This window comes from Streptococcus nidrosiense (assembly GCF_042140045.1).
GTDB classification, from domain to species: domain Bacteria; phylum Bacillota; class Bacilli; order Lactobacillales; family Streptococcaceae; genus Streptococcus; species Streptococcus nidrosiense.
In genome coordinates this window covers 862,668-879,101 of sequence record NZ_CP152419.1, presented here as the reverse complement: position 1 = coordinate 879,101, position 16,434 = coordinate 862,668, and the positions used below count along the sequence as shown (strand labels likewise).

Below are 16,434 nucleotides of genomic sequence, written 5' to 3'. Positions count from 1 at the left end.
TTGAAGGAATCTTCCCTCAAGGTTTTTTTATTATACAAATAATCGAACAAAGCTATAAAGCAACAAGACACTACCAAGGACAATACGGTATTTACCGAAGACTGTAAAGTCGTGTTTCTTAACATAGCTGGTCAAGAAACGAATAGCAACCATGCTGACTGCAAAAGCGACTACCATGGCTACTAAGAGTAAGAAGAATTGACCAAAACTCAAAACTTCTCCTGCCTTGATGAATTTAAAAATCTTCAAGGCACTAGCTCCAAACATAACAGGAATTCCTAGATAGAAGGTGAATTCTGTCACCACTGAACGACTGGTTCCATTTAACAAACCACCGACGATAGTCGCACCTGAACGGCTAGTCCCTGGTAAAAGGGCCAAGACTTGGAAAAGTCCGATATAGAGGGCTGTTTTATAAGGCAACTTATCTAGTTCAGTTACTGTTGGCTCAATCGCTTGCGCTTTGTTACGTTTTTCAAGATAGATAAAGGCAACCCCATAAACAATCAGCATAATAGCTACTGAAACCATATTATGGAAATGAGTATCAAACCAATCATCAAACTTAAAGACTAAAAGAAGAGGGAGGGTTGCAACAAATACTTTGGACCATAATTGCCAAGTTCTACGAACTTCGACTTTATCCTTGCCTGGTTTGAAAGGATTCAGTTTGTTAAAGTAGATAACCATAACGGCTAGGATAGCACCCAGTTGAATGACTACGTTAAACATAGACATAAAAGCTTCATTTTGATCTTTATACTGGATAAACTCTTCTGCCAAAATCAAGTGACCAGTACTTGAAATCGGCAACCATTCCGTAATTCCTTCAACAATCCCAAAAAAGATAGATTTTAAAATTTCAATAAGATACATAGATAACTCCTTTTTCTATCCTCCATTATATCATACTTTTAAAGGCTGTGTTGAGTTTTCTTTAGAAAGCACCAATACTTCCACCACCGCCACCGCCTGAGAAACCTCCACCAGAGCTACCGCTTCCAGATGATACAGAGAAGGTACTTGCTGTATTTGCGACCGAAGTGTATTGATTAATGTGAGCAGCAGATGTATGAAACTGTTTATCCCAGCCACAAGATACATAAAGATTCATAGTTTCGTTTTCAAGTTGAATATTGTGGAGCTTCATGATCTTATTCACTTTCTTTGCGTATCCATACAGAGTTGCATAAACCAAAATACGATTCCAAAGTACAATGCTCTCTAGTTCAGCCTTATCAAGATGAGCAATATCACGAAGCATATTTTCAAAACTTGTCCAAAGGTAATAGGCTTCTGCCCCTTCTTCGTTTAAGACTCCATCACGAGATGGACCTCGAGTCACAAAATAAACTAAGGCACTGGCAAGTAAGCCTATTAAACCTAGGGAAAGTAAAGGAAGTGAGAAATAACCACGTGTTCGCAGACTATAATAAAAGACAAGAAGGCCTATTAAACCTGTTATAGCTGAACAGACTTTCATCCCATTCACAAGACTACTTTCTTTATCAGTCAAAGGACGATAATAGCTTGGAAGACGTAGAATTTTTACCTTGTCTCGAACACAACTTTGCATGCGTTGAAGTCGTCTCTCGAAGGAACGCTTGAGATGCAAGCCGAATTCGCGAATATGCTGCTCATCAGCTTCCTTAGCTCCATGGAATAGTCCTGAAGAAACTTGATACTCTGGAAAAAGGTCTGAAAGAGCCAGTTCTTTATTAGTTGAGAGAGTCATCCGCAAGCATTCTTTTTCAAAATTCGACAAGCCTTTTTCACTATTGATTTTTATCCACGGTTCTTCTTCACCCTGAAAAATGGATAAATGCCCTCGATCAACTAAGTCTAGCAAAGTCGCCTGAATCAATCGTTCAAAAGAGAATTTGCCAAACTTCTTCTTATTCAAGGGACTGATTTCCTCCAAGGAGGTAGAGTAAATAGCCTCCGCCAAAACCATTGGAGGTAGGTCCATTGGAAGTTCGTAGAGTCGATGATCCTTGGGATATACCTTTTTGAGGGTCGTATGTTTACGAAATGCTCGATAATACATGATGGTCATCATCAATAACACGATAAAGACTATTGGGAAAATCCACTTTATCATGAGACTAGCTTGCACTTTGCTAGCTTTTATTTCTATCTCAATTTTTTTTAAATCTCTTAAACGCTCTTCTTCCAGTCCTTGGCTTGGAGCTACCGAGAAAGCCTCCCTGGGCCAATAGGCATGTAGCTCAACTTGACGTTTTCTAGGAAGAGTTTTCATCTTCACCCGATAAATATCATTTACTTTTTCGACACTACCCTCATTGAGGAGTTTTCCAGTATGAAAAAAAACTTTCTCTGCCGGACTATCTGAAGTTACTCGAAATTCTAAGTCTTTGATGTCTCCTGAACTATCTGTCAGTGGTTGCCAATTCAGCTCAGCAATATCCTGATATAAGAAAAGAAGATTTTTCAATTGCCAGGTAATGGTTACACGTACAGTGTCTCCAGCTTTTCCTGGATTTAAAATTATTACTTGATAGCCTTTCCCATTTTCCTTTGTGTAGGAAAGTGCATCTTCTATAATTTCTCCATTCTTTGATACAAGAACAGTGGGATCATCATCAATCTCAAAGCCTTCTGGCATTTTCCCTGCTTTTCCTAGTCCGACCGATTGACCATTAAAATCATCTTTAAAACGATAGGTGATTGTTTGTTGGAAAACTGCTGTATTATCTGCATGAATATTCAAATCTCCCTTATAAGATAGAATATCAAAGTCTACAGCAAAAACCAGGTGCGGTACCAATAGCAAACAGGCAAACACCAAAGTAAATAGCCATCTTTTTTTCATCGTATACTCCCTTTCAAGTTTTTTCACCATTATATCATTTTTTACAAGTAAGGGTTTACTAAGATTGAAAAAGTTCCGCTTTTTCGATACAATAGAGAGAAGCAATTTTAGACTAGAAATAGGAGAAATCATGAAAAAATTATGCTTAACTATCCTTGCTAGCCTGGCCCTTACTTTAGGACTAGTTAGCCAGGTCCAAGCCGATGAATATTTACGCATCGGTATGGAGGCAGCCTACGCACCCTTTAACTGGACTCAAGATGACGACAGTAACGGCGCTGTCAAAATCGATGGAACCAACCAATATGCTAATGGTTACGACGTCCAAATAGCTAAAAAGATTGCTAAGGACCTAGGCAAAGAGCCCTTAGTTGTTAAAACCAAGTGGGAAGGACTTGTTCCAGCCCTTACTTCTGGTAAGATTGATATGATCATTGCAGGTATGAGCCCAACTGCTGAACGCAAACAAGAAATTGCATTTTCAAGCAGCTACTATACTAGCGAACCAGTACTTTTGGTCAAAAAGGATTCTGCCTATGCAAACGCCAAATCACTAGAGGACTTTAGCGGAGCAAAAATCACTTCTCAACAAGGTGTTTACCTTTATGATTTGATTTCACAAATCTCAGGCGCTCAGAAGGAAACTGCCATGGGAGATTTCGCCCAAATGCGTCAAGCCCTTGAAGCTGGTGTCATTGATGCCTATGTTTCTGAACGACCAGAAGCTCTCACCGCCGAATCAGCAAACGCTAAGTTCAAAATGATTCAGCCTGAACCTGGTTTTAAAACTGGTGAAGAAGATACATCTATCGCTATTGGACTTCGTAAAGATGATGACCGTATTAGCCAAATCAACGCCAGTATTGAAACCATTTCTAAAGATGAACAAGTTGCGCTCATGGATCGTATGATTAAAGAGCAACCAGCAGAATCTACAACGACAGAAGAAAGCAACAGTAATTTCTTTGGTCAAGTCGCTAAAATTCTGACTGAAAACTGGCAACAACTCTTGCGTGGTGCTGGTATTACCCTTCTCATTTCAATTATCGGTACCATAGTTGGTCTCGCTATCGGTCTTGCTATCGGTGTCTTCCGTACAGCACCTCTATCTGAAAACCAATTTATCTTTGGTATCCAAAAACTAATTGGTTGGATTCTCAATATCTATATTGAAATTTTCCGTGGAACACCTATGATTGTACAATCTATGGTTATCTACTATGGAACTGCTCAAGCTTTCGGGATCAACCTAGACCGTACGCTAGCTGCTATCTTTATCGTTTCGATCAACACTGGTGCTTACATGACTGAAATTGTTCGTGGTGGTATCCTAGCTGTTGATAAGGGACAATTTGAAGCAGCAACTGCACTTGGTATGACTCATAATCAGACCATGCGTAAGATTGTTTTGCCTCAAGTTGTTCGAAATATTCTACCAGCGACTGGTAATGAGTTCGTCATAAACATCAAGGATACTTCTGTATTGAACGTTATCTCTGTTGTAGAACTTTACTTCTCAGGAAACACAGTAGCAACACAAACCTACCAGTACTTCCAAACCTTTACCATCATCGCAGTTATCTACTTTGTCCTCACCTTCACAGTAACGCGTATCCTACGCTTCATCGAAAAACGTATGGATATGGATACCTACACGACAGGTGCTAACCAAATGCAAACGGAGGATTTGAAATAATGAGTCAACCAATCCTTGAAATCAAACACCTCAAAAAATCCTACGGGCAAAACGAGGTCCTAAAAGACATCTCTCTCACTATTCATAAAGGAGAAGTGATTTCTATCATCGGTAGTTCCGGTAGTGGTAAATCAACCTTCCTACGTTCTATCAACCTTCTCGAAACACCAACTGAAGGTGAGATTCTTTATCACGGTGAAAACGTACTTGAAAAAGGGTATAATCTCACTCACTATCGTGAAAAACTAGGCATGGTTTTCCAATCCTTTAACCTCTTTGAAAATCTCAACGTTCTTGAAAATACGATTGTTGCACAGACAACTGTCCTCAAACGTGAACGATCAGAAGCAGAGAAAATTGCTAAAGAAAACCTTGAAAAAGTTGGCATGGGAGAGCGCTACTGGCAAGCTAAACCAAAACAACTTTCTGGTGGTCAAAAGCAACGTGTAGCCATTGCTCGCGCGCTTTCTATGAATCCTGATGCCATTCTCTTTGACGAGCCTACTTCAGCCCTTGACCCTGAAATGGTCGGTGAAGTTCTAAAAATCATGCAAGAACTAGCTCAAGAAGGCTTGACAATGATCGTTGTAACCCACGAAATGGAATTTGCTCGTGACGTATCACACCGTGTCATCTTTATGGACAAAGGTGTGATTGCAGAAGAAGGCAAACCTGAAGATTTATTTACAAATCCTAAAGAGGAACGTACAAGAGAATTTTTACAACGATATTTAGGATAAGATAAAAGCGGTTGGATAAACCTCTTAAACCAAGAGTTGTATTCCTTTTCAATCCCTAATCAACATTGAGTCAAAGGCTCATGAACATAAAAATCAAGGTCGGAGTTTTTTATCCCGACCTCTTTTTATATACTTTAAAAATCAGCTTTATCCCTTCTTCTGTTTCCTGAGCAAGTATTGCTTGTAGCTATATTCCTAATCTTTTATTTGATTTTCATGAGTGATACTCAATGAAAATCAAAGAGCAAACTAGGAAGCGAGCCGCAGGCTGTACTTGAGTACGGCAAGGCGAAGCTGACGTGGTTTGAATTTGATTTTCGAAGAGTATGAGATCACGCAGCTCCCTGTCAACCTAGCTCATCCTAACAAATAGATTTGTTGAGTAGGTCATAGCATGGCTATTTCGCCGTTCCATAAATAAAAGCAGACCCTAATTAGAGTCTGCTTGTATCCAAAGATTAATCTTCAAATTTTTCATGATTTTTTTCATAGAAATCAATTAATCCAAGGGCTGTTTCAAAGGAAATATTTTTAACTTTTGCACGTCCTTGAGCTAGAGCAATGATAGACATTTCACGTGCATTCGTTTCTTTAGAAATACGATAACCAGTGATCTTCTTATCACGAACCCAGCTAACAACTGATTCTACTTTTTCAAAGTTAGTCTTAGCCATGTTTTTCTCCTATTTTATTCTTTACGATATTTAATCGTATACGTTTTTATGGCATTTGTCAATAAAAAAACATATATCCAATCAAATAAGACGTTAAGATTTAGTTTACTTGGCTTTTAAAGCCGATAATATATGGGTTCGTATATCTTCAACTCCGTTAGGATTTGCTGGTAAGAAAATTGTATTATTACCTTGTTTTTCTGCAAAATTATTCAATGTATCTAAATACTGGTTAGTTAACAAGATTGACATGATTTGCTCTTCAGTTAATTCAACATTGGCTCCTTTTAACTCTTTAATAGAATCAGCAAGTCCATCAACAATTGCTTTTCGTTGCTCTGCGATCCCCACACCATGTAGGCGATCCTTTTCTGCCTCTGCTTCGGCCGCTGTTACGATCTTAATTTTATCTGCTTCGGCCAATTCTTGTGCTGCTACTCTCTTACGTTGAGCAGCATTGATTTCATTCATCGATTGCTTGACTTCCGCATCCGGCTCTACTTTGGTAATGAGCGTTTTGACGATAATGTACCCATACGTTGACATTTCTTCCGCTACTTGTTTTTGAACTTCTAATGCAATTTCATCCTTTTTCTCAAACAATTCATCCAAAGTTAACTTAGGAACTGATGAGCGCAATGCGTCTTCAATATAAGATTTGATTTGAGCCTCAGGTCTCATTAGTTTATAGTAAGCATCTGTAACATTTTGTTCATTTACTCGGTACTGTGTCGCAACATTCATCGTCACAAATACGTTATCTTGAGTCTTGGTTTCCACAACGATTTCACTTTGCAAGAGACGCAGTTGTACACGAGCTGCAATTTTATCAATCCCAAATGGTGCTCTTAGGTGAATACCACTATTGCTCAATTTTTGATACTTACCAAATCGTTCAATGATAGCTACTGATTGTTGTCGAACAACATAGATTGAGCTCATTAATATAGCTCCTACAATAAGCATTAGAATAATTAGAACAAGTATAACTTTTAAAACCATGGGAATCTCCCCCTTTCTTCACTTACATTATAGCACTAGTAAATAGGTTAGGCAAATAATATGATAAAAATTTCATAGCATATTAAACAAGCATATTATATAGGGTCTCATTCCCATTCAAGTTAATATAAGACGGGTCGAATTTTTCCATCCGGTGAATCAATCCCGCATAATCATGCTTGTTAGCAAGAGCAATCCCGATTAAGACTGGTCCTGTTCCCTTGCTGGCACGTTTAATATACTCAAAACGAGTGATATCATCATTTGGCCCCAAGATATCATTTACAAACTCTCGAAGTGCTCCCGGACGTTGTGGGAAATTCACTACAAAGTAATGCTTGATACCATCATAAATCAAGGCACGTTCTTCCATCTCTGGCATACGGTTGATGTCATTATTCCCTCCAGAAATGATACAACAAATAGTCTTGCCCTTAATATAATCGGATAATACTTCTAGAGCTGCAACACTAGCAGCACCCGCAGGTTCTGCTACGATACCTTGTTTAGAATAAAGATCAATTAAGGTCTCAGAAATCAAGCCTTCATCTACTCCGATAAGAGTTTCTACATGTTTGCGTGTTGCTTCATAGGTCAACTGTCCTACCTTTTGCACAGCAATTCCATCCGCAAACTTATCAATTTCTTTAAGTTTAACCGGTCCTCCAGCTTCAAAGGCAGCCTTCATAGAACGAGCACCTTCAGCCTCTACTCCAATGACCTCAATCTGAGGATTTGTTTCTTTAATATAAGTAGAAACACCTGAAATGAGACCTCCGCCTCCAACAGGTACCAAGATAGTATCAAATTCAATAGATTCTTTACGAGCTTCTTCTAAAATTTCATAGGCTACCGTACCCTGACCAGCTTGAACATAGGGATCATCAAAGGGATCAATAAAAGTACGATTTTCAGCTACGGTAAAGTCTTGAGCAGCCTTGGCTGAAGCATCAAAAGTATCCCCTACTAATTTAATGGTTACAAAATCTCCTCCAAAGAAACGAACCTGACCAATTTTCTGTTGAGGTGTCGTAATTGGCATAAAGATTGTTGCAGGAATATTCATCTCATTACATGTGTAGGCAACTCCTTGAGCGTGATTTCCCGCTGAAGCACACACTACACCACGTTCACGTTCCTCTTTTGTCAATTGGGAAATTGCGTAATAAGCCCCACGAATTTTAAAAGAACGGACACGTTGAGCATTTTCCTTTTTAAGATAAATTTTCGCTCCGTATTTTTCGGATAAATAATGATCGTAGTCAAGCGGCGTATTGGCTACTACACCACTCAAAACCTTGTGGGCTTTCACCACATCTTTTGCACTTAGCATAATCTCCTCCTCGATGAGTTTTCAAGATAAAAAACGAGTTAGGTTCCCCCCAACTCGCCTTCTGTTTATATTCTTAAAAATTAGTTGTAGATCTTGAATGCATCATCGTCGTTTTTACCGACAAATGGCATTGCTTTACGCAATTCTGCACCAACTTTTTCAATTTCAAGGTTAGCTGCTTGTTCACGGTAGGCAGTCAATTTTGGACGTCCAGCTTTGTAGTCATTTACAAAGTCGTTGGCGAATTTACCATTTTGGATGTCCGCAAGAACTGCTTTCATATTTTCTTTGACTTGTTCAGTGATTACACGTGGACCTGAAACATAGTCGCCATATTCAGCAGTGTTTGAAATTGATTGACGCATTTTCTTGAATCCACCTTCGTAGATCAAGTCAACGATCAATTTCATTTCGTGAAGAACTTCAAAGTAAGCCAATTCTGGAGCATAACCAGCTTCTGTCAAGACTTCAAAACCAGCTTCAATAAGGGCAGTCAAACCACCACAAAGTACTGCTTGTTCACCAAACAAGTCTTCTTCAGTTTCTTCTTTGTAAGTTGTTTCAAGAAGACCTACACGAGCTGCACCAACACCTTTACACCAGTCCATAGCGATGTCTTTAGCATTTCCTGTTGCATCTTGGTAGACAGCGTAAAGCGCTGGAACACCAAATCCTTCTTCGTAAGTACGACGTACCAAGTGTCCTGGTCCTTTAGGAGCACACATGAAGACGTCAACATCTGCAGGAACTTTGATGAATTCGAAGTGGATGTTGAAACCATGTGCAAATCCAACAGCATTTCCAGCTTCCAAGTTTGGTGCAATTTCTGCTTCGTACAATTCTTGTTGGATTTCGTCTGGAGCCAAGATCATGATAACATCAGCCAACTTAGTTGCTTCTGCTACTGTGTATGTATCAAAACCATCTTCTTTTGCTTTGTCAAAAGATTTACCTGGGCGTACACCGATGATCACATCACGACCTGAATCACGCAAGTTTTGAGCGTGAGCATGACCTTGTGAACCATAACCGATAACGGCGATTTTTTTACCGTCAAGTGCTGCTACTTTTACATCTTTTTCGTATTCCATTTGAACTGCCATAGTTTTTTCTCTCTTTTCTATTTTTATTGCCTATTAGGCTAGTTTAACAAATTGAGGTTGGATTTTTAGTCGCGGGTAAATCCAGTTGCACCCGTACGAGCGATATTCTTAATACCATATGGTCGAATCACTCGAATCAAAGCTTCACTCTTCTCTGCATTCCCAGTCATCTGAATGGTAATGGAACTTGGAGCTACATCGACTACTGTTGCACGGAAAGGTTGGATAATAGCCAAAATTTCTGCACGTTTTTCAGCAGGCGCTGAAACCTTTATAAGAATCACTTCTCGTTCTAAGTGGGGCTGATCCGTGATATCACGAATGCGAATCACATCAATCTGACGATTAAGTTGTTTGATGATTTGCTCAACTTCATCATGTGAGGCAACATCGATGATAATGGTAATTCGTGATACATTAGGATTTTCCGTTGCGCCCACAGAAATGCTTTCGATATTGACTTGACGTCTCGATAAGACTCCTGTGAAGCGATTGAGAACACCTGAACGGTTTTGAAGTTTGGCTGTTAACATTCTACGCATTAAACTTCACCCCCAACATCTCATGATTACTCTTACCAGCTGGTACCATCGGTAAAACATGTTCTTTACGAGAAATGTCTACTTCAATAAACATTGGTACATCTTCCATGATGACTTCCAAATCCTTCTCAAGAGTTTCAGGATTATCAAACTTATAATTTTTAATCCCGTAGGCTTGAGCCATCAATTGAAAGTCTGGCAAGGTTTCAAATACCGACTCTGAAGTTCGACCATCATAGAAGGCTTCTTGCCACTGGCGGACCATCCCAAGTGAGTGGTTGTTAAGCATGATGACCTTGATTGGAATCTTGTAAATATTTAAGATTGCTAATTCCTGATTGGTCATCTGGAAACCACCATCTCCGACAAAGAGAACAACTTCTTTATCTGGATTGGCAATCTTAGCACCAATAGCTGCAGGGACTCCGAATCCCATAGTTCCTAAACCACCTGACGTAACCAATTGACGCTCGTTTTTGTAAGGATAGTATTGAGCCGTCCACATTTGGTGTTGCCCAACGTCTGTTACAACAATAGCATCACCCTTGGTCAACTCACCGATACGTTCAATAACTGCTTGAGGTTGAACCACACGTTCTTTCTTATCATATGAACGAACACGATTCTTATCTTTTGTAACTTTTTCAATCCACTTTTCAGTATTGTTACGAACAATTGGCTCAACTAGCAACTGCTGTAAGGCCTTTTTCGCATCACCAACAACCGGAATATCAACTGCGATAATCTTACCAATCTCTGCAGGATCGATATCAATATGTGCTACTTTTGCATTCTTAGCAAAGGTTTTAGGATTTCCAGTCAAACGGTCATCAAAGCGACAACCAATAGAAATCATAAAATCAGCCTCAGTCATCGCAATGTTAGCTGCAAAGGAACCGTGCATTCCACCCATTCCCAAAAACAGTGGATGGCTAGTTGCAATTGTTCCCTGTCCCAAAAGACTTGTCACAACTGGAATTTGATAACGCTCTGCAAATTCATTTAACTCCCCTGCAGCCTCAGCGTAACTAATCCCACCACCAGCTAGCAAAACTGGTTTTTTAGCCTTAGACAATTGCTTCAAGATTTTCTTGATTTGCATATCATTTGGCTCAAGTGTTGGCTGATAACTTGGTAAATCTATCTCTGGAGAGTAAATGAAGTCTGTCTCAAGCGCAGAAACATCTTTTGGTAGGTCAATGACGACTGGCCCTGGACGACCTGTAGTCGCAATATGCACAGCTTCTGTAATAATTCGCGGAATATCCGCAGTTTCTCGAACCTGATAATTGTACTTAGTGATTGGCATGGTGATACCAACGATATCAGCTTCTTGAAAAGCATCCTTACCGATTCCCGCTCTTGCAACTTGTCCTGTGAAGACCAAAAGGGGAACACTATCACTCATAGCATCTGCGATCCCTGTAATGGCATTTGTAGCTCCTGGTCCGCTTGTGACGACTGCAACACCCAGTTTTCCTGTTGACTTAGCATAACCTTCAGCTTCGTGAAGACAGCCCTGCTCATGGCGACCTAGAATATGGCGGATTCCCTTAAAATTATAAATAGCATCATATAAAGGAAGTACTGCTCCACCAGGATAACCAAAAATCGTGTCGATTCCTAAGTCGCGAAGTGTTTCCAAAACAAGATCCGATCCCGTCTTAGGTGAGTCTAAAATGATTTTCTCCATCGTTCCCCTTTCTCTTCTCTTAAAAATAGCTTGTTACTATCATACCATTTTTTCAAAAATTTTCAAGAGAAAAGAGCAAATTTTCTGAATTTTCTATCTAGATATTTTACAATATTAAATGAATTAGAAAGTTTATACGTATTTATATTTTTTAACAGAAAAAAGGTTGAGACAGATCTGTCTTCAACCTTTCATGTTAAATTATTACTAATTAAAGTGAGTTAACGTCAACCTTGATACCAACACCTTGAGTAGTTGTGATTGTCAAGCTTGTTACATAAGTTCCTTTAGCAGTAGCTGGTTTAGCTTTTTGGATTGTTTCGTTGAATGCTTTGAAGTTTTCAACCAACTTGTCAGCTTCAAATGAAACTTTACCGATGATCGCTTGTACGATACCTGCACGGTCTGCACGGTAAGTGATTTTACCACCTTTAGACTCTTCAACTGCTTTAGCAACATCCATTGTTACAGTACCAGTTTTAGGGTTTGGCATCAAGTTACGAGGTCCAAGGACACGTCCAAGACGTCCAACAAGAGCCATCATGTCAGGTGTAGCGATAACTACATCGAAGTCCAACCAACCGTCGTTGATTTTAGCAACAAGGTCATCTTCACCAACAAAGTCTGCACCAGCAGCTTTTGCTTCTTCAGCTTTTGCACCACGTGCAAATACAAGAACGCGAGCTGTTTTACCAGTACCGTTTGGCAATACCATTGCTCCACGGATTTGTTGGTCAGCTTTTTTAACGTCAATGTTCAAGTTGTAAGCAACTTCTACAGTTGCGTCAAATTTTGCAAAGTTAGTTTCTTTTGCAAGAGCTACAGCTTCTTCTACGCTGTATGCTTTTGTGCTGTCGATCTTCTCAAGAGCAGCACGAAGTTGTTTGCTTTTTTTAGCCATTTTCTATTCTCCTTGTAAGTGGTTCAATCGATTTTCATCTCCCACGTCACTTCTCGAAATGATGAAGTCTTGCGGGTTATATAGGGATGTTATTGATTAGTCAACAACAGTGAATCCCATAGAACGAGCAGTACCTTCGATCATACGCATTGCAGACTCAATGTTTGCAGCGTTCAAATCTGGCATCTTAGTTTCTGCAATTTCTTGTACTTGTGCACGAGTAACTGTAGCAACTTTAGTTTTGTTAGGTGTACCTGATCCTTTTTCAACACCTGCAGCTTTTTTCAAAAGAACAGCAGCTGGTGGTGTTTTTGTAACGAAAGTAAATGATTTGTCTTCGTATACTGAGATAACAACTGGAATGATCATACCAGCTTGGTCAGCAGTACGAGCGTTGAACTCTTTTGTGAATCCCATGATGTTGATACCAGCTTGACCAAGAGCAGGTCCAACCGGTGGAGCTGGTGTAGCTTTACCAGCAGGGATTTGCAATTTTACAAGTTTTTCGACTTTTTTAGCCATTTTTAAATCCTCCTTTGTGGTTTTGGCGGTAATTTAGAGATTTTTACCTCCCACAAGTATGCTTTACACATACCCATCTATTATACACTATTTTTAAAAAAATGCAAGAGAAATTTTTATTTTTGATATTTCTTTATGTTACACCTTTTTTGGTGCAATTAATCTTCAAAATCTTCTACCATGATGGAAAGAATTCATTCGCTCAAAGTCAGTACAAAACTCAAGCCCTTTTCAGTAGCACCGCTTTCCACAAATCCAATAGACTCAAAACATCTTATAGAGATACGATTGAAAGTGTAGATTTCTTGAACTTTCAATTGTTTCCAACCCTTTTGCCGAGCTAGATCAATCAAAATCTTCAATACCTTGCGTCCAAGTCCCTGATGTTGATAAGTCGGATTGCCAATCACAATAGGAAGATTCTCCTGAGATAAGGTTACATCCCCAATTGGAAGCCACTCTCCCTTTTCTCGAAACTCAAACCAGAACAAATCCCCGTGACTCTCTAAATAGGAATACATAGCATTTAATTTTTCTGAACTATAAGGTATTCTAATACCGTCTACAAGTTCCACCAAATCCACATCTTGATACCAGGCCAAAGCTGCATCCTGATGATCTGCTAAAAAATAGGGAACTAAACGTAAGGAATCATCTATCTGAATGATTTTTGTCATCATTTTCTACTCCTAATACTAGCTCCGCTGCTTGATTAAAACCATCACACCAGTTATACCATTTTGCTTCATAATCATCTTGAGGTAAGATATGATTTTTTAAATCCAGAACAGAGTATATCTTTCTTTTCTCACAAGCTTGCGCATAGAGATGATATAGTTCGTCACCTCCATCTCTATCAAACTCAGCAGAAATTGTATCCTGGCCTACCAACAAAGCCTGATAAGCCCTGTGATGGCCATCTGTAATCAAGAAGCAATTTCCAAATGCAAGAACACTGATTGGATTGATATTGGGCTTTTCTTTCGACTGATAAAGCATCTGGATATCTTGTAACTTCTTTTCTGATAAGTATAGTTGAGTCGGATGAAGATTTTTTATGTTGACTTCCATTTTTATCTCCTCAAAAAGGGTCAATTCCTACTTCTGCTTTCCTTTGAAGCGCCATTGAAAACGCAGTTTATCGTAGAAAGGAAACTCCATAAACAAAACTCCTAGGCCTACACAAAGGCTGGCAATCACATCTGATGGGTAGTGAACTCCCAGATAAATTCTTGATACCAATACACTGACTAAGTAAATACCAAGTCCGATTTGCACGACTTTTCTCCAAGTTGTATTCTTAATCCGTTGGCTCAAAATCACAATCAAAGATCCTACCATGAGCGTCACAGCTAGAGAATGTCCACTAGGAAAAGAAAAACCTTTTTCCTCTACTAGATGTACTATTTCTGGTCTAGGTCGTTGGTAGATATTTTTAAAAGTTACGATTAAGATTCCAGCTAAAGTCAAATTCCCCAGCATGAGATAACTTTCCATCTTCCATTGCTTACGATAAAATATAAAAGCTACAATTAAAACCCAGCTAATAATGACTGGGATATCAATTAAGTGCGTAATTGCCCGAAAAAGAAGCGTTAAGATCTCAGGTAAATCACCTCTAATGGCAGTCTGAATCGGCTGATCAAAACTGACCAGCATTTCTGGATAAAATTTGACAATATAGCCAATAATCATAAAAAGTAAAAGGGCAAAAGAGCCCTTCATCATAAATGTTTGTTTATCTTTCATAGTATTTTAAAGTTGGTTTCAAAAGGACAAACAACAACCAGAAAGAGATGGCAAAGATAATACCTTCAATCAGATTAAAAGGCAAAACCATAGTCATCAGGTAGTTGCTCAATCCTAAGATTTTCTCAATATCAAAATTAGCAAACTTAGCGTACAAAGGAACAGCATAAACATAGTTTAGAACTAGCATAGCTAGAGTTAAACCAAGTGTACCAGCTAGTGAAGCTAGGACGAAACGCATGGTTGTTCGCTCTTTTTTCCAAATCAAACCAAAAGCAAGTACAAAGACTCCCAAGGCAACAATATTCATCGGTAAACCAATATAGGTACTAACCCCTTGATTGTTCAGAAGGATTTTCAACAAGGACCGAAGGAAAAGCACTCCAAAAGCTGCTGGTAAATCCAAGACCACCAAGCCCACAAGGACCGGTAAAATACTGAACTCAATCCTCAAGAAGGATGCCGCTGGCAAAAGCGGAAAGTCAAAGTACATCAACACAAATGAAAGTGCTGATAAAATTGCAATGGTCGAAAGTCGACGTGTGTTTGTCATAACAGGTTCCTCCAATTTTCTATAAAATCAGAAGAAGTTGGAAAGGATTCCTCTATCTATCCTTTATTTTTATATTCCAAAAGTTCCCCCTAACTCTTTTTAAGCAAGCGGTTGCAATTTACCTATAAAAAATCAATTAGAATAGACAAAGCCATTCTTTCGTCTTCTCCCATCCAGACTATACTGTCGGTTGTGGAATCTCACCACATCAGCTTGCGCTCGCGGACTTATTTGGCTAAGATATTTTAGATTTATCTAGACGTCGCAGTCGAAGATAATACTTAAAGTATATCGAGACAAGACAACGAAGAGAAAGCTAAAATAGCTAGTCAAATTCACCGCCGGTCGGGAATCTCACCCAGCCCTGAAGACCCCTTTATGATAACAAAAAAAGCTTGCAAGCGCAAGCATTTTATCTAAGTGTTTATTTCAATTTATCTGTTTCGTAAGTGTGAACCAGTTCGAGACCCGCAAAGTTTTGTTGACGAAGTGCCTCATAAACAATCATACAAACGGTATTGGAAACATTGAGACTACGAACATGCTCATCATTCATGGGAATGCGGAGAGCCTTTTCTGGATGCTCGCGCATAAATTCCTCAGGCAAGCCCTTATCTTCTCTCCCAAAAAGAAAATAATGATCTCCTTCTGTCGTGAAATCTGCATCGGAATAGACTTTTTCTGCAAACTTGGAAATCAAGTAGAGCTGACCATCCATTTTTTCCATAAAATCAGCCAAACTATCATAAAAATGAATCTCAAGCTTGTCCCAATAATCTAGACCTGCCCGCTTCATCTTACGATCATCAATAGGAAAACCCATCGGTTTGATAATATGAAGGGGCGCATTCGTTGCTGCGCAAGTACGAGCAATATTACCCGTATTTTGTGGAATCTGGGGTTCAAATAATACAATATGATTTGCCATGCCTTGTTTCCTCTCACTAGTGCAAAAAAATAGCCACACTGCTCGGAGTCAAGCTCAGCAAACAGCGTGGTTAAGGCATCGTTAACTTACCTCACAACAGGTTTGAAGTAAATCAGCGAAACTACTGTTTTAGTATATCACTTTCAGCTTGAATGTCAATAGAAA

General features: G+C 39.2%; 17 protein-coding genes and 1 riboswitch. Of the genes, 2 read left to right on the top strand and 15 right to left on the bottom strand.

All coding sequences use genetic code 11. The features are described from left to right. Positions 1 to 30 precede the first annotated feature (30 nt). Positions 31 to 876, bottom strand: coding sequence for an undecaprenyl-diphosphate phosphatase (locus tag AAFQ93_RS04255; protein WP_049527374.1), 846 nt, complete (start codon positions 874 to 876; stop codon positions 31 to 33). Between the two features lie 61 nt (positions 877 to 937). Then, positions 938 to 2,833, bottom strand: coding sequence for a DUF2207 family protein (locus AAFQ93_RS04250; RefSeq protein ID WP_375555693.1), 1,896 nt, complete (start codon positions 2,831 to 2,833; stop codon positions 938 to 940). 130 nt (positions 2,834 to 2,963) lie between these two features. Between AAFQ93_RS04250 and AAFQ93_RS04245 the strand changes: the two genes are divergently transcribed. Both AAFQ93_RS04245 and AAFQ93_RS04240 read left to right on the top strand, forming a co-directional pair. Further along, positions 2,964 to 4,529, top strand: coding sequence for an ABC transporter substrate-binding protein/permease (locus AAFQ93_RS04245; protein WP_045763619.1), 1,566 nt, complete (start codon positions 2,964 to 2,966; stop codon positions 4,527 to 4,529). After that, positions 4,529 to 5,269: an amino acid ABC transporter ATP-binding protein gene (locus tag AAFQ93_RS04240; protein WP_000081949.1), complete on the top strand. Its 741-nt coding sequence runs from the start codon at positions 4,529 to 4,531 to the stop codon at positions 5,267 to 5,269. Before AAFQ93_RS04245 ends, AAFQ93_RS04240 begins: the two co-directional genes overlap by 1 nt. 458 nt (positions 5,270 to 5,727) lie before the next feature. Here AAFQ93_RS04240 and AAFQ93_RS04235 read toward each other — a convergent pair whose 3' ends face one another. The 13 genes from AAFQ93_RS04235 to AAFQ93_RS04175 form a co-directional block, all read right to left on the bottom strand. Then, positions 5,728 to 5,943, bottom strand: coding sequence for a hypothetical protein (locus tag AAFQ93_RS04235; RefSeq protein ID WP_001140700.1), 216 nt, complete (start codon positions 5,941 to 5,943; stop codon positions 5,728 to 5,730). Between the two features lie 105 nt (positions 5,944 to 6,048). Then, positions 6,049 to 6,945 (bottom strand): SPFH domain-containing protein, encoded by an 897-nt coding sequence (locus AAFQ93_RS04230; RefSeq protein ID WP_000243418.1) that lies wholly within the window; start codon positions 6,943 to 6,945, stop codon positions 6,049 to 6,051. 82 nt (positions 6,946 to 7,027) lie between these two features. Beyond that, positions 7,028 to 8,278 carry a threonine ammonia-lyase IlvA gene (ilvA, locus tag AAFQ93_RS04225; RefSeq protein ID WP_223140626.1) on the bottom strand — a complete coding sequence of 417 codons (1,251 nt, stop codon included), beginning with the start codon at positions 8,276 to 8,278 and terminating at the stop codon, positions 7,028 to 7,030. Positions 8,279 to 8,358: 80 nt separating this feature from the next. After that, complete coding sequence (gene ilvC, locus AAFQ93_RS04220; protein ID WP_045763621.1) at positions 8,359 to 9,381, bottom strand: ketol-acid reductoisomerase; 1,023 nt, start codon at positions 9,379 to 9,381, stop codon at positions 8,359 to 8,361. Positions 9,382 to 9,446: 65 nt separating this feature from the next. Further along, entirely contained in the window at positions 9,447 to 9,923 is a 477-nt protein-coding gene (gene ilvN, locus AAFQ93_RS04215) for an acetolactate synthase small subunit (protein WP_001253809.1), read from the bottom strand. Further along, the gene (locus AAFQ93_RS04210) at positions 9,916 to 11,616 is read right to left on the bottom strand and encodes an acetolactate synthase large subunit (RefSeq protein WP_375555692.1); all 1,701 of its coding nucleotides are present in this window, start codon (positions 11,614 to 11,616) and stop codon (positions 9,916 to 9,918) included. The genes ilvN and AAFQ93_RS04210 overlap by 8 nt, the downstream gene beginning before the upstream one ends. A 211-nt stretch (positions 11,617 to 11,827) precedes the next feature. Further along, positions 11,828 to 12,517 (bottom strand): 50S ribosomal protein L1, encoded by a 690-nt coding sequence (gene rplA / locus AAFQ93_RS04205; protein WP_001085672.1) that lies wholly within the window; start codon positions 12,515 to 12,517, stop codon positions 11,828 to 11,830. Positions 12,518 to 12,613: 96 nt separating this feature from the next. Next, entirely contained in the window at positions 12,614 to 13,039 is a 426-nt protein-coding gene (gene rplK, locus AAFQ93_RS04200; protein WP_001085808.1) for a 50S ribosomal protein L11, read from the bottom strand. Between the two features lie 194 nt (positions 13,040 to 13,233). Then, the gene (locus AAFQ93_RS04195; protein WP_375555772.1) at positions 13,234 to 13,716 is read right to left on the bottom strand and encodes a GNAT family N-acetyltransferase; all 483 of its coding nucleotides are present in this window, start codon (positions 13,714 to 13,716) and stop codon (positions 13,234 to 13,236) included. Beyond that, a complete protein-coding gene (locus AAFQ93_RS04190; RefSeq protein WP_375555691.1) occupies positions 13,691 to 14,110 on the bottom strand; it encodes a chromosome partitioning protein ParB in 420 nt (139 codons plus the stop codon). The genes AAFQ93_RS04195 and AAFQ93_RS04190 overlap by 26 nt, the downstream gene beginning before the upstream one ends. Before the next feature lie 27 nt (positions 14,111 to 14,137). Further along, entirely contained in the window at positions 14,138 to 14,788 is a 651-nt protein-coding gene (locus AAFQ93_RS04185) for a phosphatase PAP2 family protein (RefSeq protein ID WP_375555690.1), read from the bottom strand. Continuing rightward, on the bottom strand, positions 14,778 to 15,341 hold the full coding sequence (locus tag AAFQ93_RS04180) for an ECF transporter S component (protein ID WP_000185852.1): 564 nt from the start codon (positions 15,339 to 15,341) through the stop codon (positions 14,778 to 14,780). The genes AAFQ93_RS04185 and AAFQ93_RS04180 overlap by 11 nt, the downstream gene beginning before the upstream one ends. Positions 15,342 to 15,498: 157 nt before the next feature. Further along, positions 15,499 to 15,717, bottom strand: a riboswitch (FMN riboswitch). Between the two features lie 48 nt (positions 15,718 to 15,765). Then, on the bottom strand, positions 15,766 to 16,269 hold the full coding sequence (locus AAFQ93_RS04175; protein WP_045763706.1) for a tRNA (cytidine(34)-2'-O)-methyltransferase: 504 nt from the start codon (positions 16,267 to 16,269) through the stop codon (positions 15,766 to 15,768). Between the last annotated feature and the right edge of the window lie 165 nt (positions 16,270 to 16,434).

Bases quoted from the DNA above. Each gene is read 5' to 3' on its own strand.
- AAFQ93_RS04235 (WP_001140700.1), bottom strand. From the start codon at position 5,943: ATGGCTAAGACTAACTTTGAAAAAGTAGAATCAGTTGTTAGCTGGGTT.
- ilvN (WP_001253809.1), bottom strand. From the start codon at position 9,923: ATGCGTAGAATGTTAACAGCCAAACTTCAAAACCGTTCAGGTGTTCTC.
- rplK (WP_001085808.1), bottom strand. From the start codon at position 13,039: ATGGCTAAAAAAGTCGAAAAACTTGTAAAATTGCAAATCCCTGCTGGT.
- AAFQ93_RS04255 (WP_049527374.1), bottom strand. From the start codon at position 876: ATGTATCTTATTGAAATTTTAAAATCTATCTTTTTTGGGATTGTTGAA.
- AAFQ93_RS04190 (WP_375555691.1), bottom strand. From the start codon at position 14,110: ATGGAAGTCAACATAAAAAATCTTCATCCGACTCAACTATACTTATCA.
- ilvA (WP_223140626.1), bottom strand. From the start codon at position 8,278: ATGCTAAGTGCAAAAGATGTGGTGAAAGCCCACAAGGTTTTGAGTGGT.
- AAFQ93_RS04185 (WP_375555690.1), bottom strand. From the start codon at position 14,788: ATGAAAGATAAACAAACATTTATGATGAAGGGCTCTTTTGCCCTTTTA.
- ilvC (WP_045763621.1), bottom strand. From the start codon at position 9,381: ATGGCAGTTCAAATGGAATACGAAAAAGATGTAAAAGTAGCAGCACTT.
- AAFQ93_RS04230 (WP_000243418.1), bottom strand. From the start codon at position 6,945: ATGGTTTTAAAAGTTATACTTGTTCTAATTATTCTAATGCTTATTGTA.
- AAFQ93_RS04195 (WP_375555772.1), bottom strand. From the start codon at position 13,716: ATGACAAAAATCATTCAGATAGATGATTCCTTACGTTTAGTTCCCTAT.
- AAFQ93_RS04240 (WP_000081949.1), top strand. From the start codon at position 4,529: ATGAGTCAACCAATCCTTGAAATCAAACACCTCAAAAAATCCTACGGG.
- AAFQ93_RS04210 (WP_375555692.1), bottom strand. From the start codon at position 11,616: ATGGAGAAAATCATTTTAGACTCACCTAAGACGGGATCGGATCTTGTT.
- AAFQ93_RS04180 (WP_000185852.1), bottom strand. From the start codon at position 15,341: ATGACAAACACACGTCGACTTTCGACCATTGCAATTTTATCAGCACTT.
- rplA (WP_001085672.1), bottom strand. From the start codon at position 12,517: ATGGCTAAAAAAAGCAAACAACTTCGTGCTGCTCTTGAGAAGATCGAC.
- AAFQ93_RS04175 (WP_045763706.1), bottom strand. From the start codon at position 16,269: ATGGCAAATCATATTGTATTATTTGAACCCCAGATTCCACAAAATACG.
- AAFQ93_RS04250 (WP_375555693.1), bottom strand. From the start codon at position 2,833: ATGAAAAAAAGATGGCTATTTACTTTGGTGTTTGCCTGTTTGCTATTG.
- AAFQ93_RS04245 (WP_045763619.1), top strand. From the start codon at position 2,964: ATGAAAAAATTATGCTTAACTATCCTTGCTAGCCTGGCCCTTACTTTA.